The organism is Phenylobacterium immobile (ATCC 35973) (assembly GCF_001375595.1).
Classification (GTDB): domain Bacteria; phylum Pseudomonadota; class Alphaproteobacteria; order Caulobacterales; family Caulobacteraceae; genus Phenylobacterium; species Phenylobacterium immobile.
In genome coordinates, this window is sequence record NZ_CVJQ01000002.1 from 75,610 (window position 1) to 96,639 (window position 21,030).

22 protein-coding genes and 1 tRNA gene are annotated in these 21,030 nt (G+C 67.8%); 3 read left to right on the top strand and 20 right to left on the bottom strand.

The features are described from left to right. Nucleotides 1–70 precede the first annotated feature (70 nt). The 6 genes from BN1313_RS14450 to BN1313_RS16655 all read right to left on the bottom strand — a co-directional run bounded on the left by BN1313_RS14450 (nt 71) and on the right by BN1313_RS16655 (nt 4,340). Nucleotides 71–514: an arsenate-mycothiol transferase ArsC gene (locus tag BN1313_RS14450; RefSeq protein ID WP_091742909.1), complete on the bottom strand. Its 444-nt coding sequence runs from the start codon at nt 512–514 to the stop codon at nt 71–73. A gap of 5 nt (nt 515–519) precedes the next feature. Beyond that, on the bottom strand, nt 520–993 hold the full coding sequence (locus BN1313_RS14455; RefSeq protein WP_091742911.1) for a UPF0262 family protein: 474 nt from the start codon (nt 991–993) through the stop codon (nt 520–522). Nucleotides 994–1,017: 24 nt separating this feature from the next. Continuing rightward, nucleotides 1,018–2,295, bottom strand: coding sequence for a histidinol dehydrogenase (gene hisD, locus BN1313_RS14460; RefSeq protein WP_091742913.1), 1,278 nt, complete (start codon nt 2,293–2,295; stop codon nt 1,018–1,020). Nucleotides 2,296–2,358: 63 nt separating this feature from the next. Next, on the bottom strand, nt 2,359–2,790 hold the full coding sequence (locus BN1313_RS14465) for a DUF2948 family protein (RefSeq protein ID WP_245620244.1): 432 nt from the start codon (nt 2,788–2,790) through the stop codon (nt 2,359–2,361). After that, nucleotides 2,787–4,097 carry a UDP-N-acetylglucosamine 1-carboxyvinyltransferase gene (gene murA / locus BN1313_RS14470; RefSeq protein ID WP_091742915.1) on the bottom strand — a complete coding sequence of 437 codons (1,311 nt, stop codon included), beginning with the start codon at nt 4,095–4,097 and terminating at the stop codon, nt 2,787–2,789. The genes BN1313_RS14465 and murA overlap by 4 nt, the downstream gene beginning before the upstream one ends. Nucleotides 4,098–4,187: 90 nt before the next feature. Beyond that, complete coding sequence (locus tag BN1313_RS16655; protein WP_176696048.1) at nt 4,188–4,340, bottom strand: hypothetical protein; 153 nt, start codon at nt 4,338–4,340, stop codon at nt 4,188–4,190. 108 nt (nt 4,341–4,448) lie between these two features. Between BN1313_RS16655 and BN1313_RS14480 the strand changes: the two genes are divergently transcribed. Next, nucleotides 4,449–4,523 (top strand) — tRNA-Thr (locus tag BN1313_RS14480). Nucleotides 4,524–4,612: 89 nt separating this feature from the next. Here the strand turns inward: BN1313_RS14480 and BN1313_RS16660 are convergent. Genes BN1313_RS16660 through BN1313_RS14495 form a run of 4 tightly spaced genes read right to left on the bottom strand, consistent with a single transcriptional unit; the run spans nt 4,613 to nt 6,270 of the window. Further along, nucleotides 4,613–4,762: a hypothetical protein gene (locus BN1313_RS16660; protein WP_176696049.1), complete on the bottom strand. Its 150-nt coding sequence runs from the start codon at nt 4,760–4,762 to the stop codon at nt 4,613–4,615. A gap of 25 nt (nt 4,763–4,787) precedes the next feature. Further along, nucleotides 4,788–5,159: a hypothetical protein gene (locus BN1313_RS14485; RefSeq protein ID WP_091742921.1), complete on the bottom strand. Its 372-nt coding sequence runs from the start codon at nt 5,157–5,159 to the stop codon at nt 4,788–4,790. Then, nucleotides 5,156–5,884, bottom strand: a complete 729-nt coding sequence (locus tag BN1313_RS14490) for a lysozyme (protein WP_091742923.1) — start codon at nt 5,882–5,884, stop codon at nt 5,156–5,158. The genes BN1313_RS14485 and BN1313_RS14490 overlap by 4 nt, the downstream gene beginning before the upstream one ends. 29 nt (nt 5,885–5,913) lie before the next feature. Next, the gene (locus tag BN1313_RS14495; RefSeq protein WP_091742925.1) at nt 5,914–6,270 is read right to left on the bottom strand and encodes a hypothetical protein; all 357 of its coding nucleotides are present in this window, start codon (nt 6,268–6,270) and stop codon (nt 5,914–5,916) included. Between the two features lie 266 nt (nt 6,271–6,536). On the opposite strand from BN1313_RS14495, the gene BN1313_RS14500 reads away from it, so the two are divergent. Beyond that, the gene (locus BN1313_RS14500) at nt 6,537–7,403 is read left to right on the top strand and encodes an alpha/beta hydrolase (RefSeq protein ID WP_091742927.1); all 867 of its coding nucleotides are present in this window, start codon (nt 6,537–6,539) and stop codon (nt 7,401–7,403) included. Here BN1313_RS14500 and BN1313_RS14505 read toward each other — a convergent pair. From BN1313_RS14505 to BN1313_RS14550, 10 genes are all read right to left on the bottom strand, one after another. Continuing rightward, complete coding sequence (locus BN1313_RS14505) at nt 7,363–8,088, bottom strand: DUF1796 family putative cysteine peptidase (protein ID WP_091742928.1); 726 nt, start codon at nt 8,086–8,088, stop codon at nt 7,363–7,365. The genes BN1313_RS14500 and BN1313_RS14505 overlap by 41 nt on opposite strands. A 124-nt stretch (nt 8,089–8,212) precedes the next feature. Continuing rightward, the gene (locus BN1313_RS14510; RefSeq protein ID WP_091742929.1) at nt 8,213–11,929 is read right to left on the bottom strand and encodes a hypothetical protein; all 3,717 of its coding nucleotides are present in this window, start codon (nt 11,927–11,929) and stop codon (nt 8,213–8,215) included. Between the two features lie 54 nt (nt 11,930–11,983). Then, complete coding sequence (locus BN1313_RS14515; protein ID WP_091742930.1) at nt 11,984–12,688, bottom strand: hypothetical protein; 705 nt, start codon at nt 12,686–12,688, stop codon at nt 11,984–11,986. Continuing rightward, nucleotides 12,679–13,176 (bottom strand): hypothetical protein, encoded by a 498-nt coding sequence (locus tag BN1313_RS14520; RefSeq protein WP_091742932.1) that lies wholly within the window; start codon nt 13,174–13,176, stop codon nt 12,679–12,681. Before BN1313_RS14520 ends, BN1313_RS14515 begins: the two co-directional genes overlap by 10 nt. Next, entirely contained in the window at nt 13,176–13,868 is a 693-nt protein-coding gene (locus tag BN1313_RS14525; RefSeq protein ID WP_091742934.1) for a hypothetical protein, read from the bottom strand. Before BN1313_RS14525 ends, BN1313_RS14520 begins: the two co-directional genes overlap by 1 nt. Beyond that, a complete protein-coding gene (locus tag BN1313_RS14530) occupies nt 13,868–15,283 on the bottom strand; it encodes a hypothetical protein (protein ID WP_091742935.1) in 1,416 nt (471 codons plus the stop codon). The genes BN1313_RS14525 and BN1313_RS14530 overlap by 1 nt, the downstream gene beginning before the upstream one ends. After that, nucleotides 15,283–15,855, bottom strand: coding sequence for a hypothetical protein (locus BN1313_RS14535; RefSeq protein ID WP_091742936.1), 573 nt, complete (start codon nt 15,853–15,855; stop codon nt 15,283–15,285). Before BN1313_RS14535 ends, BN1313_RS14530 begins: the two co-directional genes overlap by 1 nt. A gap of 60 nt (nt 15,856–15,915) precedes the next feature. Further along, entirely contained in the window at nt 15,916–17,160 is a 1,245-nt protein-coding gene (locus tag BN1313_RS14540; protein ID WP_091742939.1) for a P22 phage major capsid protein family protein, read from the bottom strand. A gap of 26 nt (nt 17,161–17,186) precedes the next feature. Then, nucleotides 17,187–17,936 carry a hypothetical protein gene (locus tag BN1313_RS14545; RefSeq protein ID WP_091742940.1) on the bottom strand — a complete coding sequence of 250 codons (750 nt, stop codon included), beginning with the start codon at nt 17,934–17,936 and terminating at the stop codon, nt 17,187–17,189. 542 nt (nt 17,937–18,478) lie between these two features. Continuing rightward, on the bottom strand, nt 18,479–20,434 hold the full coding sequence (locus tag BN1313_RS14550; protein WP_091742941.1) for a portal protein: 1,956 nt from the start codon (nt 20,432–20,434) through the stop codon (nt 18,479–18,481). 50 nt (nt 20,435–20,484) lie between these two features. Between BN1313_RS14550 and BN1313_RS14555 the strand changes: the two genes are divergently transcribed. Further along, entirely contained in the window at nt 20,485–20,928 is a 444-nt protein-coding gene (locus BN1313_RS14555) for a hypothetical protein (protein ID WP_091742942.1), read from the top strand. The last annotated feature ends 102 nt before the right edge of the window (nt 20,929–21,030 follow it).

Genomic DNA, 21,030 nt, shown 5'->3' on the forward strand with positions numbered 1-21,030 from the left:
TAGGGGGCCACTCGCCGCGCTTTACGCCAGGTTCAGCGACCTGAACAGACGGCGAAGCCCCCATCCTCGCTTAACCAAATCGCGCTTCGATGCGTCGGGCGAGCGCGTCGCGGACCTGCCGGTAGGCGTCCAGCCGCGCCTCGCGCGTACCCTCCGCCAGGGTCGGATCGTGGGTCGGCCAGTACTCGATCTCCACTGAAGGCGCGCGCGTCAGTTCGACCGCCTGGTGGTGGGCCTCCGGCGTCAGCGAGATAACGAGATCGAAGGATATCTGCCGGACGTCCTCGAATGTCTTCGCCCGATGCTGGCTCAGATCGACGCCGATCTCGGCCATCACCGCCCTGGCGAAGGGATCCGCAGACGGATCTAGCGACTTCATGGCCGGATCTTTCAAGCCGGCGCTGTCGGTGAAGACTTGCCCCGCGAACATCCGGCGCAGCAGGCCCTCCGCCATGGGCGAGCGCACCCGGTTGAGGTTGCAGGCGAACAGGACGGCGCCAGGTCTTTCCAGCACGGCGCCTAGCCTCGCCTGTGCAGGGCGCAGATCAGGGTGAACAGCCGCCGCGCCGTGTCGGCGTCTGTCTCGATCTTGCCCTTCAGCCGTTTACGCAGCAGTTCCGAGGCCTCGTTGTGCAGGCTGCGCCGACCCATGTCCAAGGCCTCGATCTGCGCCGGAGTCGATTGCCGAATCGCCTGGTGATAGCTCTCGCAGACCAGAAAATAGTCCTTGATGAGCGGCCTAAACGGCGTGAGCGAAAGAATATGCCGGTGCTCGTAGCCCTGGCTCGCCACGTCCAGCACCAAGCGGTTGTCGGCGAGCGAGATGACCAGGGCGTAGGGACCCGCGTCGCCGCCCTCTGGTTGAAATGAGTTCTGCTCCAGCAGATCGAAGATCGCGATCTGTCGCTCCTGCTCCTGGTCGCGCGAAATGGCGGCCAGGGACTCTTCGTCAATATGGACGGCGTTCAGGCGGGGCTTGCCGGCGTCAGCCATTCTTGGTGGGCCGCCCGCCGTCGCTCAACTGAGGCGGATCGCGCTCGAGCGGGCGTGCGCCGGCAGACCCTCGGCTTGCGCCAGGATCACGGTCGGCGGTCCCAGGCGCGCGAAGGCGGCGGCGTCGCATTGCACGATCGAGGTGCGCTTGATGAAGTCGTAGAGCGAAAGACCCGATGAGAATCGCGCCGCACGGCTGGTCGGCAGGACGTGGTTCGAACCGGCGACATAGTCGCCGATCGCCTCAGGCGTCAGCCTGCCCAGGAACATCGCGCCGGCGTGACGCACGCGGTCGGACAGCGTTTCGGGATGATCAACGGCGAATTCGACGTGCTCGGGCGCGATCTGATCCACCAACTCAGGCGAGCGGTCCAACGGCGCGATGACGACCGCGCCGTGGTCGCGCCACGACTGCGCGGCGGCCTCGCCGGTCGACAGCGACTGCAGCTGGATCTGAATTTCGACCTCGACCTGAGCGGCGAAATCCTCATCGTCGGTGATCAGGATCGATTGCGCCGCCGGGTCATGCTCGGCTTGGCTCAGCAGGTCCGCGGCGATCCACTTCGGGTCGTTCTTGCCATCGGCGACGACGACGATCTCGGAGGGGCCCGCCAAGGCGTCGATGCCGACCACGCCGTAGACCCGGCGCTTGGCGGCGGTGACGAAGGCGTTGCCGGGTCCGACGATCTTGTCCACCGGCAGGATCGGCCCTGCGCCGTAAGCCAGGGCGGCGACGGCTTGCGCGCCGCCGACCCGCCAAATCTCGGTGACGCCCGCGATCTGCGCCGCCGCCAGGACGGCCGGCTCCAGCTTGCCCGGCGGCGTCACCATGGCGATACGTCCTACGCCCGCGGCGGCGGCCGGCACGACATTCATCAGAACGGTTGAGGGGTAGGCCGCGCGGCCGCCCGGCACGTAGACGCCCACCGCGTCCAGCGGCCCCCAGCGCCAGCCCAGGCTCACGCCGTCCTCGTCTATGAATTGCTGGTCGGCGGGGCGCTGGCGCTCGTGATAGCGTCTGATGCGCTCGGCGGCGAACTTCAGGGCGTCGCGCACCTCCGCCGGGCAGGCCGCCGCGCCGGCGGCGATCTCCTCGGCGGACACGCGCAAGGTGGCTTCCGTCAACTCGACGCGGTCGAACTCGCGGCTGAACCGCAGCAGAGCCGCCACGCCCTCGACGCGGACGGCGGCCAGCACGTCGCGGACGATCGCGTCCACCTCTTCCGGCGTGTCGCGGCGTTCCTCCACGAAGGCGGTGAAGGCGGTGCTGAAATCGGCGTCGGTGTAGCGAAAGCGGCGCATGCGGGGTCTTTAGCGGGCCGGGCGGGCGAACGCCATGGCCCGGCCGTCTGGATCGCGCGCAAATCAGGCGTCGTGGTTCGGCGTCCGCGGCGTGGACCAGGGCTGCGACACGTCGGCCAGTACCGCCTCGACGCACTCCACCCGCACGCGGATGTCGCCACCGCCGGCGAAGACCAGGCTTACCGTCCCACCGGGCGCGTCCTCGGGCTCGAAGCCGATGGACAGCAGGGCCAGCACCGCGTCCTTCGCGCGCATCCGCACGCGCCGGGCCTGCACGGCTTCGACGCCCGCGAACTGCAGCGCTGCGCGCACCCGCTGGCTCTGGCCGCCTTCCCAGCGGTAGCGGTTGAGCGCGATCGTCAACCGGCGCGCCTTCGGCTCATACTGGATGTCGCCGACCTTGATCACGGCGTCCTGCAGCGCCGCCGACACCACCGCCAGATCCTCGGCGTCCTGCGCCATCAGGCGCAGCGGCGCAGACATCTCGCCGCTCATTCGTCCGGCTCCCCGTCGCCCTTGATCCGCCGGATCACCGCGCCGCAGGCGCTCAACTTCTCTTCCAGGCGCTCGAAGCCACGGTCGAGGTGATAGACGCGGTTCACGGTCGTCTCGCCCCGCGCCGCAAGACCGGCGATCACCAGGCTGACCGAGGCCCGCAGGTCCGTCGCCATCACCTGCGCCCCCTCAAGAGCGTCGACGCCGCGCACCCGCGCCTCACCACCGTGTACGGCGATATCCGCGCCCAGGCGCCCGAGTTCCGGCACATGCATGAAGCGGTTCTCGAAAATCGTTTCGCGCACCAGGCTCTCGCCCTCGGCCAGCGTCATCAGCGCCATGAACTGCGCCTGCAGATCCGTAGCGAAGCCTGGGTAAGGATCGGTCGTGACTTCGACCGCCTTCAGGCGCGCCGCCGGGTCCCGCGTGATGGTCACCCCATCGTCGTGACGCGTTACGCCGACGCCGGCCTCGATCATCTTGGCGCTGAGGGCGTCGATCAATTCCGGGCGCGCATGGGTCAGCCGCACCTCGCCGCCGGCCATGGCCGCGGCCAGGGCGTAGGTGCCCATCTCGATCCGGTCGGCGATCACCGCATGGCGCGCGCCGCCCAGGCGCGAGACGCCCTCGATCGTGATCGTCGGCGTCCCGGCGCCGCTGACCTTCGCGCCCATCTTGTTCAGGCATTCGGCCAGGTCGGCGATCTCCGGCTCCTGGGCGGCGTTCTTCAACACCGTCGTCCCCTGGGCCAGCACGGCGGCGAGCAGGGCGTGCTCCGTCGCGCCGACCGAAACGAACGGAAACTCGATCTCCGCGCCGATCAGGCCTCGCGGCGCCTGGGCGTAGACATAACCTTCATGCAGGTCGATCCGCGCGCCCAGCGCCTCCAGCGCCTTCAGGTGCAGGTCCACAGGCCGCGCGCCGATGGTGCAACCGCCTGGGAGGGAAACCTTCGCCTGTCCGGTCCGCGCCACCAGCGGTCCCAGCACGTTGAACGACGCCCGCATCTGGCGCACCAGGTCGTAGGACGCAAAGCCCGAGACGATCTCGCGGGTCGTCAGGCTCATGGTCTGGCCGGCGGTGACCACGTCGGCCGACGGATCGTCGCTCTCCTCGACCACCGTGCCCAGCCGGGTCAGCAGCCGGCCCAGGAAGCGGGTGTCGGCCAGCCTCGGCATATTGGTCAGGATCAGGGGTTCTTCAGTCAGCAGGCTCGCCGCCATCAGCTTGATGGCCGAGTTCTTGGCGCCGCTGATCGGGATGCGCCCCGCCAGCCGCGCGCCGCCGGTGATGGCGATACGGTCCAATCCAGATCCTTAAGAAGAATGTCTGCCTACGGGCGCGCCGTTTCGCCGGATATCTAGCGCGCGCCGCCGACCTTCGCAAAGGCCGGCGCCTCAGCTTTTATCGCGGGCCTTGTCGGCGGTCGGCTCGACCGGTTTGGCCGGCGCCGGCGTCAGGCCCTTTCGCCGGCGCAGGTTGTCCCGCAGCGCCTGGGCGAGCTTGGCCTCGCGCGCGGCGACTTGCCTGTCTTCCGGATCGTCACCCATAACCAGATCGCTCGCCCAGCCGCCCCGGCGCGTCAAGCACCGGATGAACACCGATTTTGGGGCTTCACGCGCCCGCCGGTCGCCGCTATAGCCCCCGCCTCACCTTTCGCCGCCGTAGCTCAGTGGTAGAGCGCATCCTTGGTAAGGCTGAGGTCGTGGGTTCGATTCCCCCCGGCGGCACCATTAAAAAGGCCCCTGGAGCGACCTGCTCCAGGGGCCTTTTCTATGCCCTCACCGCCAGAACATGGCGACTCCCATGAACCGGTCAGGCCTCACCGCCCGCACGGCGCCGCCGCCATCCCCTTGCTCTTCGCCCAGCGGCACAGGCGGCCGATCTGCGCCTCCAGGCCTCGTCCCCAGAACAGCACGGCGGCGCTATAGTCGTTGGCCGCCTTCTCCGAGCTCAGCGCCGCCAGAGGCACGGCCGGCTCGGCCGGCGCGACCAGGTCAGCAGCCGGCGGGTGGCTTTGCGCCAGGTTCGGCTTGTGAACGCAGGACGCCGCACAGATAAGCGCGGCGAGCAGCGCTAGGGATCGCATCGGTCTGTCCGTCATCGGCGGCCTCCAGCTGGCGTTGCGCGCGCTCGAGGTTGAGCGCGCTCTCCTGGCGCTCGGCGGCCAGGCTTTCCTTGATCGCAGCGTCCTCGCGAGCCGCGCGCGCCGCCGCTGCGGCCTGGGCGGCGAACACCCGCCGCTCGCCGGCCTTGCCGGCCAGGACGACGAAGAGGCAGCCCACAATCAGCAGGGCGACAACGCCCAGCGCCGCCGCGCCCCCGCGGCCGGACCTCAGCCACGCCCAGACGACACCCGCCGCCGTCACGACCGCGCCTCACGCGCCTTCAACCAGGTGAGCACGACCACCATCGTCGCCGCCAGCGCCGCCACCGTGGCCACCACCGCCAGCGCCTGCGCCACCCAGGGCGAGGCCGCGCCATAGGGCGCCATCGCCTCCGTGACCGCCTTGGCCGCCACCGGCGCCGCCGCCGCCGCGCTGATCGCCCCGGTCAGCACCGTGGCCGACTTCTGCGGCGGCGTCGGATCGGCCGCGGTCGGCGGCGTCGCCTGCGCCCGGGTGACGCCGGAACTCACCGCCTCGGCGCTCGACCCAGGCTCCTCGCGGGCCCACAGCTTGCACTCCTCCGCCCGCCGGGCGACCAGGCCGTTCAACTTGCGCCCGCCGGCGTTGACGAACCGCATCAGTTCCAGCGGAACCTGGTCGAACTGCCGCGCCCGAAGCCGCTTCCAGATCGTCCAACCAGGATCCGCGCCCACGTTAAACACGAACGACAGCAAGGCCGCATACTGGCCCTCGGTCAGCTCACCCACGACCGGCCCGATCCGCGCGGCCAGCCGCGAGGCGGCGACCGCCAGGTCCTGCGCCAGCAGGGCCTCGGCCTCCAGGCGCGTGATCCGCCGGTCCGCCGCTACGTCCTCGGTGTGGCCATAGCCGATGGTCCAGACGCCGGCCGGATCGCGGTAGGCCTCCAGGCGCAGGCCTTCATGCGCGGCGACAAAGGTCGCCGCGTTCGCGGGGATCGATCTCATGGAAGTCTCCTGTCTTGTGCGGCTCGCGCTCAGGCGATGCGGCGGCGATAGGTCTCGGCCAGGGCCAGGGCCTCGGCCAGCCGCGCACGCAAGCCGGCGATCTCTGCGTCCCGCGCGGCGATGCCGTCGGCGGACAGCCCCAGTTGTCGCCGCAGCGCGCTCACCGTGTCCTCCAGGCAACCGACCCTGTCTCGCAACCGGTCGGCCTCCTCCCTCAACTCGGTGATCACCGCCGACGCCGCGTCCTGGGCGATCCGGATCAGGTCGGCACGCCGCCGCCCGCCGGCCTCCCGCGCATCCCGCCAGAGCTTCAGCCAGGGCAGCACGCCCACCGCGACCCCGCCCGCCAGCGGCCCCCAGGCCTGCAGCAGATGCAAGGCGTCCATCAGGCGCCCCCGATCAGGAGACAGCCGTCCTCAATCCGCGGCATGGCGGAGTCTCCTACTATAGCCAAGCTCTATACTTGCAGGGGTTCACTTTGACGGCTTTAAGCACTGCGTTCACAGCCTGCGCCTGCATTACTGCAGAATTGATCAAGTTAAGGCTGCGTCAATTCGCTCAGCGCATAGGAACCTCTTCGGGGGGATACGACCATGGCTGACTTGCTAGGCGTCGCCCTGCGCAGCGGGTCGACCATCGCGGGGGCTTCGGAATGTTAGTGTTCGAGGATGACGAGCTGATCGTCCGATCGAGCGACAACCTATCCGGCGACACGTGCGTCGTGACGTTCAGCCACCGCGAGAAGTACCCTTACGCCGATGGGAAGGCGGGCTTTTCTGAGGGCTTCCTTCAAAAGCGCGGAATTCCCCACGTCTGCTTCATCGCTAAGCGAAACCATTGGTGGCAGGTTCGCTCCTTGCCCTATGCCATGAGCGCCGCCTGGGCAGCGATCGCTGGCAAGCACAGGCGCGTCGTCACATACGGCTCAAGCATGGGGGGCTACGGTGCACTACTGGCGGCGGCGTTCTTCCCTGTCCACAAGGTTATTACCTTTCACCCGCAGGTTTCTCTGAACCAAGTCAACGTATCCGATCGCCGATGGACGATCGAGCAAAGCGAACTGACGTTCTGGTTTGACGAGTTGGCCTACCGTGTATCCCCTGAGACAGAGGTATCCGTCATCTACGATCGCTGGCTTGAGCTCGACCGTCGGCACGTGGATTTTCTGCGTCAGCAGCGCCCCATCGACGAAATCCACATCGGGTTGTCTGGACACGGCACGATGGAAGTGTTGCACCAGACTGGCCTGCTTACGCCGCTGATCGAAGGGCTCATCGCGGGCGAGGCTGATCGCACTGACTTCAAGAAGAAATTTAGAGCTGCTCGCAAGTGGAGCCCATACCTCTACTCTATGGTATCCGAATTGCTCACGTCAGACGGAAGGCGCGAGTGGGCGGCGATCTATAACCGGCGGGGCAAGAAGATCGCGGAGCGTCTAGCGCTGCGGGCCAAAGTCCAGTCGCGCACTTCGCTCCCGGTTAACGAAGCTCCTGAGCGTCCAACTGATACTTCTTGCTGAACTGGCGCGACTTTCCCTTCACCGCCTTAAGATCGAAGTCGTAGGCGTCAAACAGCGGTGCCCAGTTCTCCTCGGCACCCTGCCACTTTCCGCCGCCCGATGACTCCAAAGCGAATACACGCAGTCTGGGATCGAGCGAGCTTTCGTCGATCTTCAGTTGGGTGAATTCCGAGAAGTACGCAAAGGCGATCTCAAATTCGAGGTCGGGGAACCGCCCAGCCACGGCCTCGCAGATCGCATTTAAGTCCTGCGTCGTGCAGGGACGATCATCGACGACATAAGGCGTCGCGAGGGCCCCATCGTGATGCCCCGCCAAGCGGATGAAAAGCGTGCGATGTCCCTCGGCCAAGAGCTCCCTCATGACGGAGTATTTATGAGCCAATTTCTCCTGCGCCTTCTGCATTGTGGCCCGGTCAATGATCACTGCGCCGCCATCCGTGCGGTGGAATTCGTGAGCGTAGGCAACACCGTAGCTTTCACACAGCGGCGTCCGCCCCTCATGCGTCACGCTGACGGCTTGGCAGAACGATTGGCCCTCATCGGCTAAAACTCGTCTAATTGACGAGAGGGGGGCGACCAGCCAGTCGAACGGGCTGTGGTAGTGGAATCCGAGGCGCCGTTCGATCTGGTAGGATACCTGGCACAACCCACCCAAACTCAACACCAACTCTATTCGCTTGTTCAACGCTAACTCCCGTCACTACAGCAGACCATGCTGCAGTGCGGGATGCGCTGTAAATCACATTTGCGTCGATCCGTTGTCGCAATCCCACTTTCCAAATTTGTGCACCGGAATCGGCGCCGCGGGATTAGCCGCCAAGGCGCACGTCAGCAGCGTTGATCGCCATTGCAACTGTGGGTGTAACTCCTTTCGCCAGTTGCCCGGACGAGTTGGACACGCCAAAGCTGTCTCCGGCGCCGAACGAGGTCGCACCGTCGCTGCGATCGAAGTCGACAGACACGCGCAGGAGCTTGCCGGGGAGTTTGCCCCGGCCCGAAGAGCCCGGCGGGATATTCTCCAAGGCGATCCCCTGGAAGAGGGCCGCGCTGTCGCTGTCGGTCATCGGCCGGGAGTCGCCGTCTGTGTTCCGGGCGATCGGATGCTTACGCAGGATCGCAGTGCCGCCGGAGTTGTAGAACACCAGTTCCTCGTCGCTGAACCGCGGCCGCCAGCGCTCCGATACGTCCATCTCCGAGAACGCCGCGCCGGTCAGTTGGGCGTTGAGGGCCCACAGGATTGCCGACTGCGACATCGCCCCATAGCTCGCGTCAACGGTGATCGTCTGGTTAGAGCCGCCATCGACGGCCACGGCCATGGTCGTCGCGCCGGCCGTGACGGCGGCGGCGATCCGCACGGACAGCTTGACGATGTCGTCGGCCGAGTTCTGGCCGACCATGTGGTTGGCAACGTCCCACTTGCCGAAGACCGCGCCAGGCAGCCCGCCGCCGGAGACGTCGGTGATGACCTCGCCGAAGAGGTAGGGCAGTAAAGCCCCGCTGACGGTGATCGCGCTGGATCCACCAGTCGAGTTGCTCTGCACCCTCAGTGCGCGCGACCCGCAGTCGTCGTAGACATAGGCCGCCGGGCTGTTGCTGTGGCCGGTGACCACGAACTCCATGTGGTCGGCGATCTGTAGAGCGGGCGTGTTCGTCAGCCAACCGGTGCCTCCGGCGCGGAACGTGCCGCGGAGCTCACAGCCCACCATTGTGAAGCTGTCCGCCTGCCCGGAACCGGACGGCTGCAGCTGGACGGCGATGGCATCGGGGCCAGCGACAGTCGGCGTGAGCTGGCAATTCTCAAGCACGATCTTCGACGGCTTGGAGAAGTCGCCGCGGGTGTGCGCGTAGAATGGCACCTTGCCCTTCGCCCGGACGTTGCGAAGCGTTAAGGTCATGCCCGACCACATGCCGACGCCGAACGGGTAGGTGGCCGTCCAGACGCCCGTGCCGCTCGGATTGCCGTTGGCGGCCTGGTAGGCGAGGACTTCAGCGTTGCCATAGTGCTCGGCGTCGACGTTCTCGAACACCACGTCGCAATCGACGAGCGACGCGAAATCGACGTGGAAGACGTAGCGCCCCCCCTGCATCGACGCTCGGGTGTTGGCGGCGCGGAAGTCAGAGCGGACGTCGGTCTGCGAAGTGTTCGTGACCGTGCCGAGGGCCGTGCTGCCGACGAGATAGCCCTTGAGGTGCGAGCGCGCCGGATTGTCACCGGAGAAGTCGACAAAGCTCTTGGTCGATAGGCCCTGCTCGTTGAGGACGCCCAGGCCCTTAATCTCGTAGCGCTTGGTGCGGCGGGCATCGTTCACCGCCGCGAAGGCCGCCGCAACGGTCGTGTAGTTGGCCCCTGAGGGCGCGACGGTGAACCGCCGGCCATAGTTGCCTCGAGCTCCGCTGGCCGCCTGGTCGGCAGCACGTCGGCTGGCGCGTTTCTCAGCCTGCAGTGCGTTGATCGCGCCCAGGGGCTGGGCGGTGTCCGCGGTCTGGACCACCTCCATCCGCACGGCGCGTAGTTCAATCCAGTCGTCCTGGGCCGTGGTGACGCCCGACGGAATCTGGAAAAAGGGCTGCGGCCACAGGTCGTTTGTGGTGCACGCCACCTCGAATTCGATGATGCGGGTCGTACCGAATTGCTCCTGGCGCACCGCGGGCGTGACGTTCCGCGTGCCCCCCACGGTCTTGACCTGGGCGGTGATGGTGGGCGTCCGCGCCCAGTCGGCGTTCGTCTCGGCTACCAAGGTGAACCGCAGCGTCTGGCCAGGCAGCAGGACGCTTTCGTCGGCGTCGTAGGTCAGGACGGACTGCAGGAAACTGGACGCGCCAGTTTGACCGGCCGGGATCGTCATGCCGATCGGGCGCCCGGTGTAATCGTTGCGCAGCGCAGCGCCGTTCGCGACCGACGCGACCATCGACGCGTCGTCGAGCAAATCTGTAACCTGCGGCCGGGTGGAAGCACGCTCGCCGCGGATTCGTTCGGCTACCTGGTCAGTCGGCACATCGCTCGCCGGAGCTACGACGTCCCAAGCCCAATCAGTAATCTCAATGTAGTCGTCCTGGGCCGAAGTTCCCGGCGTGCCGTTCTGGACGTAGGGCTGCAGCGTATATTCGTCGCCCACCATCGGCACCAGGATCTCACCGAACCAGCGGGGCCCGACCTTCTGGTTGCGAATGACGCGCGAGCCGGTGTTCGTACGGGTCGAGCCGTTGGACAGTACGACCTGCGAGAGCAGGTTGATCGTCCGCCCCCAGGCCGTGTTTATGTTGCCGGCGATCGAAATCCGGATGGTCTTGCCTGCCAGTAGGGCACGGATTCGCGGTGGCAAGGTCAGGCGCGGCTGCACATAGGACGTACCGCCCGTCTGGCCAGTCGGGATCGTGATGCCCATGAGCTTGCCGCCCAGGGAGCGCGAGGTCGCACCGCCCGATAGCGCCGTGGTGCCCACTAGATCGTCCATGGCCGAGCCCATGCCAGCCCGGCGAATGTCGCGCACATCGCGCTGCTGAATCGCCGTGAGACGCGGGTCCACGGCACCGGTCGTAACCACGACGTAGCCGACCGAGGTCAGGTCGATGTTGAAAGTCGAGGCTGTGGAGAGCGACGTGCCCAGCTGCGCGATGACGCCGACGGCCGTAAGGTCCGTAGGGACCGTGTATTCGACTATCCGCGTGATCGTCGTGCTATTCTGCACGGTCGAGATGTGAGTGCCGCCCGTGGTCCCGCCCGTCGAAACGCGCGTAATGGCGACCGGGTTTGCGGTCAACAGTGGCTTGGCGGCCAGGAAGCCGGCCGTCGCTGCGTAGATGGCCGTGATCCGGATCGTCTTGCCGGCGAGCGCCGCAAGCTCCTCCGGCATGATGTTGATGCGGGCGGTGATGATCGAGCTGTTGCCGGTTTGGCCGGAGGGCACCGACACTCCGACCTGACGCGCTTCTGCGCTCGAGCTCGTGGCGCCGTTCGACACCCCGACTGACATCATGATCGGGCCCGCGGCGAACAGGTCGCCAGTGCCGGGAAGCGACGCAATGCTGACCGCGCTTGCATCGGCTGCCATCTCCGCCACCCCTGCTGCCATCGCGCTCGCGTTGGCCGCCGCGGCACTGCCGGCGGCAGCTGTGGCAGACCCTCCCGCGGCAGTCGCCGACGCCATCGCCGACCCGGCCGCCGTCGTCGCTATTCCTGCCTGCGCAGAAGCCTCCGCCGCCGCCGCCTCGATCTCCTCCGCAGACGCGGCGGGCACGATCGGCGTCACCGCGGCGAAGGCGCCGATCTGGCGGTCGTAGATCTGGTCCGACCAGGTGACGTCGAAAGTCGCGGTCTGTTCCGCCCACAGCGACGGGAACCGCCCCGCCGCATCGCTCTCGATCGGGAACGGCGCGGGCGTCGACATCGCCGCGTCCAGATAGACGGTCGCCGGTTCGGTGTGGTTCGTCGCCGTCGCATAGAAGCGCAGCAGCGCCGGCAAGGCGCGTCCATTTTGGTCGCGCGAAGGCATCGCGCCCGGCACGATGATGCGGCGTGCGGCCATGTCAGTCTCCGTGATGGTGGGGGTCAGTCCATATGACCGCCGGTCGCTCGACGATCAGACGAGCCTCGACGATGGATCCAGGGAGCCGTAGCCTTGCCGACGCTGAGTGGGCGACGTCGTCGCCGGCGCCGGCTTGGCGTAGTAGGGCCCAAGGCCCCTCAACAGGTCGTTGAACACGCCCGCCGAATCCGTCGCGGCCTTGCTCTGCGCCCCGGCGTTGGCCAGCAGCGCGTTGCCGGCGCTGTTGGCGTAGGCTTGGCCGGCCGCGCCCGCCTGGCCCGCCGCGCCCTGACCCCAGTTGGCGAGGTTGGTCAGGCCGCTCGTACGCCAGTTGCGATCGCTCTCATAGTTGGCGCGGCTGACACCCTGTTGCTGGTAATAGTCCTGCGCCAGAAGTCCGCGGGTGGAGTCGGCCAGCTGCTGCAGCGTGGCGTTCGACAGGCGAAAGCCCCCCGCCGCGGCGCGCGCCTGCACCTGACCGAGCGTGCGATCGAGCAGGAAGTTGAGCCCCGGGCTTTCCACATACTGCTGTGGGGTGAAGCTCCAGTTCGGCCCCGCGTCGAGATCGCCGCGTAGGTCGTCCAGGGCGGCGTAGCCCGCGTTCATATAGGGCTGCTGGTCGGCGCGGATCTGGTCGAACTGCTGCCTTTGCAGGTCCAGGGTCGCGTCGGTCGCCCGGCGGGAGGCCTTGGCCGCTGCGTTGGCGCCAAGGAGCGATGCGCCCGCGCCGAGGGCGGGCGCGAGGGAAGCTACAGGCATGTCCGCGTCATCCTCTTGAAAGCCGGCGCGCCCTCCCAGGCCCGCCGCGTTAAAATCCAGCCGCGCAGCTCGGCTTCGGCCAGCGCGGCGCCCTCGCGGGCCAAGTGTGGGGCGACGATGAAGTCGCCCATGGGTTCAAAACCGAAGCTGCGCGGCGGCCGCGACCGCGGGTTCGCCCGCGCCTCATAGGTGACCAGCGCCTGCATGCCCTGGCCGAAGCAGAGGGCGAGCGCCGCCTTGGCCGCGCCGTGGACCTCCCGGCCCCAGCCCTCCTTACGGAACAGGCTGTGCAGCTCGCGCACCCATCCCGGCGGATCCAGCGCGCAGATCAGAAAGCCGCCGTGCGTCGCGCGCAGCGGCAGGACCGCCGGGTTCGCCACGATCGCTGCGATATCCACCGCCTGGTCGAAGGCCGCGCCGCGCGCCACCTCCGGCGCGGCCAGCACAGCGGCCCAGAACCGCGGGTCCCGCTCAAGGCTCAGCGCCATCACGACGCTCCGGCGTTGCGCAGCGCCGCCACATAGGCCGCCAGCTGCGGCAGGGTGACGGTCGCGATATCGAAGGCCGAGCCGTCGGCGGCGCCCGTCGGCGCGCCCAGGCCGGCGAACGCGGCCTTCCCGGCCTTCTCCGCCTCCAGCGTCGCCAACGCCGCATCCACGCTCGTCGTGTCCGCCTTGCCGCCCAGGGCCGTCGCCACTTCGGCGAAAGTGTCCAGGCCCGCTGGCGCGCCGGCGATGAAATGGTTGTAGAGATCAGCCAGCGCCCCCGTGGCGAAGGCGGTCGTCGCGATCTGCGTCGTACTCGTTCCGGCCGTGGCGGTCGGGGCCGTGGGCGCGCCGGTCAGGGCTGGGCTGTCCAGGGCCGCTTTCAAGGCGAGGGCCGCATCCACCTCGGCCCGCTGCGCCGCGTCGGCCGCGGCGGCGAAGGCGGTGGTCGCGATCTGCGTGGTCGCTGACCCCGGGTCCGCGGTGGGCGCCGTTGCATAACCCGTCAGCTTTGGCGAATTAAGCGGCGCTTTCAGCGATAACTCGTCAGGAATGACGACTTCCACCGCCTCGATCGCGCGGGCCACCTCGCTCGTCACGTTTTGCCAGAACCGCTGGAAATAGGGGGTGATCCGGCCGAACGCCGTCTCGACGATGGGGGCGGCCTTGTCCAGGGCCGGAAGCTTCAACGCCATCAGCGCGGTCCCTCTTCGTTGAACCGCGCGCCGGTCACCACGACCGGCTCGGTCGTGCGCCATAGGTGGATGCGGCCCGGCCGCCGCACCCGCCCAAGCCTGCGCCAAGCGACCGCCGGATGGACGCCTTGCCGGCCGATCGGCCGCGCCGCCGGCGGGCTCCAGGTCCGGCCGCGATCGTCGGAGACCGACAGGCTGACGGTCGGATCATCCATCGGCGCGGCCGCCTCGCCGGTGGCGATATCCAGCATCACATTGGCGCAGCGCATCGGCGGGCCTTCCGCCTCCAGCAGGGCGGAAAACTCGAACAGCACCGGGTCCTCGCCGTCCGTCCGGCCGTCATTGTCCAGCACCCACACCGCCTCGCCGTAGCCGTCGCCCAGCAGCGCCATGTTGTTCGGCCCCACCGCGCTCACCGCCCCGCGGAACAGGTCCCGTCCATGGCTCGTCAGTTCGGCCCAGGCGCCCGTCGACAGGTCGTAGGCGAAGCTCCCCTCCCCCGGCGCATGCAGCACATAGAGGTCGTGTCCGCCCCAGCTGATCGTGCAGGCGTAAGGGTTGGCGGCGTTGTCGGTCGCCGAAACGCTGGCCCGCTCCAGTCGCTCCTCCAAGCTGGCGTCGCTGATCCGCACGGGGTTGGGCGCCGTGCGATAGACCCGCCGATCGGTGCCGAGCCAGCACACCGTATCCACACCGGCGATGTTCAGCTTCTGCACGGTGTCGCGGGCGGTCACCCCGATGCTGAACACCCGGCCGTTGATCCGCTGGAACGGCAGGTCCTGATCGCCCGTAGGTTGCCAGACCTCCGTCGTCAGCCGGCCGAACAGCCACAGCTCGTCGCCGATCACCTTCAGGCTGAACAGGTCGTCCGGCGCGCTCTCGGCGGTCGCATACGACGTGAACGTCGGGTCGCTGCTGGCGATGTCCGACCAGTAGAATCGCCCCGCCACCGAGGCCACCAGGAAGTAGCCGTTCAAGATGTCGACGGCGTAGGCCTGGCTCTCGGGAAACCCCGCCTCGACCAGGGTCTCCCCGTCAGTCTTGTAGAGCGTCGTCCCGCAGGTCAGCACCAGCCAGTGCAGGTGGCCCTCGGCGCTCATCCGCAGGCCCGATCCGTCGACGGTCCCCAGGCTCACGGCCGCGCCCGTCGTCTGGTTCACGCGGTGGAGGGTCGAACCCGACAGGGCGAAGATCGCGCCAGAGTGACCTGCCGCCGCCAGCACGCCGCCCTTGCGGTAAAGGCCCCGGATCGGCCCCGCGCCCGGCGCCGAAAACGCCTTCAGACGCGGGCGCGGAACCAGAGAGGTCTGATCCTCCGTATTGGCCGGGGTCGGCTCGTACAGCATGTTCTTCAACAGCAGCGGCGGCAGCTGCGCCCGTGCATAGGCCGAGCGATTGAGCGGCAAAGGCGCCATCAGCCTAAGTCCCGGCTGCTGAGCCCCGGAAGCGCCGGTTCGGCTGCGCCCAGGATCGGCCGATAGAACCGCGCCCGAAACGCCGCGATCGCCCGCTGCGCCCGCTGGGCGGCGACGGGCCCTAGGGGCACGCCGTATTCCTCCGCCGCGCTGGCGCAGATCAGCGCCGCCAGCCCCGCATCATCCTTGCGCCCGAACGGGCTTTCATCGGCGATCGACAGGTTGTCGATCCGCGACCAGGCCGCCAGTTCGGCGACGAACACATAGAGCCCGGCGTCCGGGCCGCCCACGATCTGCACCCGCGCGCCGTCCTGTGCGGTCGTCGGCAAGGTGATCACCGCCCCGGGATAGGCCCCGCGCACGATCCTCTGTCCGTCACTCGCCTCGTAGGCCAGCGCGCTCGTCAGCCGCACCTCGTCCCAGGCCCCATCCAGCAACAGCGGCAGGTCGACGATCAGGTCCTGGAGGTGGCGCATCAGGTCGGCCGCGTCGTCGCCCGACGCCGTCTCCCCGGCCGCCAGCACGCCAAGCTGGCGACCCGCCCGATCGATCAGATCCCGGCAGGTGGTCATGTGATGTTCCTCGGAAAGAGAGCGGCCCGCCCCGTTGGGCGGGCCGCAGCGCGCATCAGGTTACGCCGCGCCGCTCAGGCGCACGCCCAGGCGGCGATCGACGTTCACGCAGCCGTAGATCACGTCGAAGCGGTGATTGTGGGTGTCGCTGTCGCCGTTTGAGTACCGCCAATAGCGGACCGAAATCCCCGTCTCAGGGTCGGTCGAATAATCGGCCGCGCCCGAGAACGGCGTCACCAGCTTGGCGCTCACCAGCTTCAGCGACGTCTTGTGGAAGGCCGCGTTCTGCCGGTAGGTCGATCCCGCCGTCCCCATCCAGGTCACCACCGCGTTGTCGGCCGGCGCTGCCGAGACGTTCTGGTAGGCGCCCTCGACGATGATGGGATTGGCGATGGTGAGAGCGACTTGACCAGAGCCATTGGCCGTCGCATCGGCCAGCACCACGAATTGCGCCAGGAACGGCAGCACCGCCTTGGTCCGTGGATTGACCGCATAGACGCCGGCGATGCTGAACACCTCGCCCTTCTTGATCGTGCCGCCATTACCGACGCCATCGATGTTCAGGGTCTGCTGATAGCTCGTCCGGACGGCGGCGAAAGCCACATCCTGCGACCCCCCGTTCACCGCCCCATTGGTCCGCGTGCCGCAGGTCAGGGAGGCCACCGTCTGGGTCATGTAGGGATCGGTGTTGCCCAGGATCGGGATCTTGGCCTTCTCCAGGGCGTTGCGCGCCACCTCCCCTTGCTGGGCGGCCAGCCCCAGCAGATTGCCGGCCATGGCGTATGTGTCCGACGGCGTCAGCACCGCCTTGCGGTCCGTCTGCGGAATCGCCAGTTCGTCCAGCCGCTCCGGCGCGCGGAAGAAGTCCGCCGCCGAGTCCACCAGCTGGCCGGGCGTGCCCACCCAGTTGGGGAACTCCAGCGTCGTCGCCATCAGGTCCGAGTCGATCTGCGACGCCAGCGCCGCCATCGACGAGGCCATGACCTTGGACTTCAGCAGCGCACCAACGCTCAGCGTCTCCTCCAGCGAAGTGAACTGCACGTCCACGCCCTTCTGCTTGTCGACGCTGACAGCGACCTCGCCCTCCAGCACCTCCTGCGCAGCCGCGTTCTTGCCGTCGCGGACGATGAATTCCGGCGGCCGCTTCACATAGACCGTGCCCCCCGGCTTACCGCCGCCAGTCTCGGTGCTGTAGGTCTTGTCCACTCCCTCGCTGTCGGCCAATTTGGCCAGGACGAGGCTGTTCTTCAGAAGCTTCAGGCCCGCGTTGGCGAAGACCTTCGGCGGAGCGAATGCATGAGCCATCTCTGTTTAAATCTTTCTGCTGAGGCTCAGCCGTAGGCCTTGTCGAACGCCGCGAAATCCATGGTGTCGGGCGAGACGCGGTAGCGCCCGCCGAAACCGCGGATTTGCGCCGGCGGCCGGGGAGCCTGGCTGATGAGGTTGGGAATGGGGCCGCGGCCCAGTTGGGATTCGAGCCGGCCGATCTCGCGGATCTGAGCCAGCGCCGGCAGGCGCGCGATGCGCCGAGCCTGGTCGGGGTTCGCCGCCAGATGATAGGCCACAGCCGCGCCGTCGTCAGACGTGCGGATCGCCTCGGCCATCACCTCGCTGCAAGGCCAGTCGGTGGCGTGCAGAACGTCGAAGTAGTCAGGCGCCTCCTGGCTGAAGGCCTGTTGGCGCGCGTCCCAGGCGGCGTGCGCCTGGCTGCGCTCATGCTCGGCCTGCGCGCGCTCGGCGATTTCGGCGAAGGCGAGTCTCGCCTCCTCCGCGGCCAGCGCGCGAATGTGGCCGGGATCGGTCACGTCGAAAGGCGCATAACTTTCCGCCTCGTCCGACTCCGTGGCCTGGTCGCGCCAGTAGTCGCGCTCCCGCTCGGCCTGGCGTCGTTCGCGGGTGATCTCGTCGATCCTGTTCTGGACAGAGCGACGGCGCGAAAAGTGCGCCTCCTCCTCTGTCGCCGCGGCGGGATCATGTTCGCCGAAGTCCTCCGCCTCGGGCGCAAAATTCGCGCCGTCCGCATAGACAGCATCGTCCGCAGCCACGCCATCCGGCGCGCCGTTCATCTCGTCATGGGTCATGGAGGTTCGCTTACGCCCCGGGTCAGCGCGTCAACCCGGAAGGCGGAGCCTCCTTCCGGCGCGAAAATCTAGTGTGGGCGAAAGCCATAGCTTCGCAGTTGAGAGCCCGGCGTCGTGCCCGGTGCTCCGAGGATCGGCCACCCTCGCTGAGGGAGTGTTTCGCGCCGTGCATTGCGGCCCAGCCGGTTGTCCCGACGCTACGATCTATGCGGCGTCATTGGGAACATAATAGGAACATTATCGGCCGAAGGCAAGGCTTAATGCGACCATATCGATCACCACCAAGGCCGTCGTCGCCGGGACCACCTGCCCATAGGCGCGCCGTCGGCCCCGCCGGGACGACGGCGATGCCCGGCAGGCCGACCATGTCGGTGTATCGGCCCGCGGCGGCCGAGTGACGGCCCATCTTCTTCGTCACCTTCCATTCGATACGGTCGCCCACGCGGCGCGCCGAGAGCGTGTTTGACCCATGGCGCGGCGAACGTCGGCCCGCGTGCTTGGGGCCTGCGCAAGTTCGATCGGCTAGGCATGGTTTGCTCCGTTCATAATTGGCCTGGCGCGCCGAGGCCCAGTTGCTGCGAAGCCAACCGCTGGACCTCCATCTCCGCCCTCGCCGCCTGCGCCTCCGCAAGCCTTGCCCGAGCAGCCTGTTCGGCCAGCTCCAGCTCGGCCTTGCGCATGGCCGCCGCTTGCGCCGCCTGCTGGATCTGCATCGCGCGCTGCTGCTGCGCCATTACCCGCGGATCGGGCAGGCCGGCGTCACGCGGCTCCTCCACCAGCCCCGGCGGCAGCGCCTTTTTCAGGCGCTCGCCGATCACCTCGGCGCTCGGCCAGTCCTGGGCGCGGGCGATCAGGTCGCCGGCAAGCGCCGCCGCCTGCGGCACAGCCTGGACGAAGGCCATCATGCTTTCGGCCGCTTCGACGCGGCGCGTCGAGAATGACGGCCCGCTCTCCACCACAACGTCGTACTTGCCGATCTTCAGGTCGATCAGTCCGCCGTCGGCGGAGGAGTCGTTGACGCGCGCCTGTTTCAGGGTCTCGTCGTCGCCCAGGATCATCACCGTGCGCGGCGTGTCATAGACCAGCGGGATCAGCTCATTGGCCACCTCCCCGCAGGCCTTGATCGAGAGCCTCAGGTTGTCGTGATACATGAAGGTCGCCACGTCGCCCTGCCGCTCCCGCGCCAGGATCGCCCTTCCGGACGTCTCGTTCGACCGCATCCCCAGGCTCGCGTCATGCAGGCCGGTGACGTCCTTGATGTCCTGGTCGTTGAACTGCGCCTCCTGCAGTAGCGCCGCCGGCGAGCTCGGCGGATCCAAGCGCTGCGGCGGCGTCTGCCCAGACCAGATCAGCACCGGGTCGCCGGTCTGTGAGGCGTTGCGATAGCGGTCGGCCTCCGCCTCATCCGTCGCGTGCAGCAGCCATTGCTGCCGCGGCGCCTGGGCCAGCCACGCCGCGGCGGATGAGCGCCACAGGTTCTTCATCCGCAACGGATCCTTGGCGAAGCGGATCAGGCCGAAGCGATAGCGTCGCTCACCGGTACGCACCTCGCGCCCCGTCACCTTGAAGATCGGCAGCCGGCTGATCGGTAGTTCATAGGGCTCGGGCTCGAGCAGCTCATGGCCGTTGGTCAGCCACATCTGCGCCGTCCGCCGCATCGCCTTGCGCATCCGCGGCCGCCCATCCGGCCCAGTCAGGATCAGGCCTTCGAACGCCTCCTCCCGCCCGGTGATGTCCAGGATCTGCGGCTGCGCCTGGGGCCCGCGCAGCACCACGGCCAGAGTGCGCGGCCGCTCCACCATCTCCCAATACTCAGTCACCCGTATGGTGTCGCGGCCGGTCCAGCCGCCCTCGCCAGGCGTCGCGGTCGGGCTTGAACCCTCGGCGTCGGGATAGGCCGCCTTGAAGCTCGCCCGGTCCATCTCGTCGACCACGAAACACCAGCGCGCATCGGCGCCCGTCGGGTCCGTCGACTGGGGGTCCCAGACCACGCCGAAGGGGTTCGGCACATGGCGGATGCGGATGTCCTGGTCGAAGGCGTCATCGGCCGCATATTCCAGCCCGATGCGGAAATGCCCCAGGCCGCAGGCCACCTGGTCCTCGCCGGCCATGGAATAGACCATGCCGGCGTTCGACCGGTTCTCGATGAAGCGGATCAGCCCCTGCCGAACCTCAGCGACCTGCCGATCGCCGTCCTCCGCCGGACGCACCCGGATCGCCGGCTTATTCAGCCGTATGTCGCCGGCCACCTGGCCCACGAACTGCGGCAAAGTGTTAATGCGCAGACAGGGCAGCCCCTTCTTCAGGCGTTGCGCCTCGACCCGCTCGTCCCACTGTCCCTCGCCGGTCAGGAACTTCAGGTCGTCGAGACCAACTTCGCGATTCTCGCGGTCGGCGTCGACGCCCTCCTGGAACCTGCGCCGCACCTCCGCCAGGAAGGTCTCGGTATCATCGTGATCAGGCGCAGCGGCGCCCTCGGCCGAAAGCCGATGGTTCATGAACGTCTCCCTTGATTGACACGCGAAGGCCCAGCCGACAGCGTCACCGCGTGCGCGTCGCCCCCTGCCTCGCCGTGGTGTTGTGCCTTTTGTCGCCGCGGCTCGCTGCGGCTCAGACCATGCCGGCCGCGCCCGCCTGCACCCCGGCCGTCGCAACGGCGACCACCATCGAGACGGTCCGATCCAATCTGCGCAACTGGGCCGAGAAGTGCGTCATCGTGAGCGGGATCGCCGTGGACAATCGCCTCTATGCGGATCGTGAAGCGATGGCGGAGCCTATCGATCTCTGGGGCGAAGACGTCCGCCGCTCCCTCGTCGTGTCCGGTCTCGCCCTGCGCCGCTCGGCCCACAGGCCCCGGTGGTTCGCGGTCACCGGGCGCGTACACGACTGCGCGAGCCTGAACCTCGCCGTGGGCATGACGTCAGGCTTCTGCCACACCTCGATGGAGCCCTACATTGACCCAACAAACCTGCGGATCGCAAAGGCGCGCTGACCGCAGGGCTAGCGCCACGATTTGCAGCCGTCGCGCATTGCGCAGATCGCGGCGCGCCAGCTTTGGGCTCAGGTCGCGAGACATAAGAACACATGGGGACCG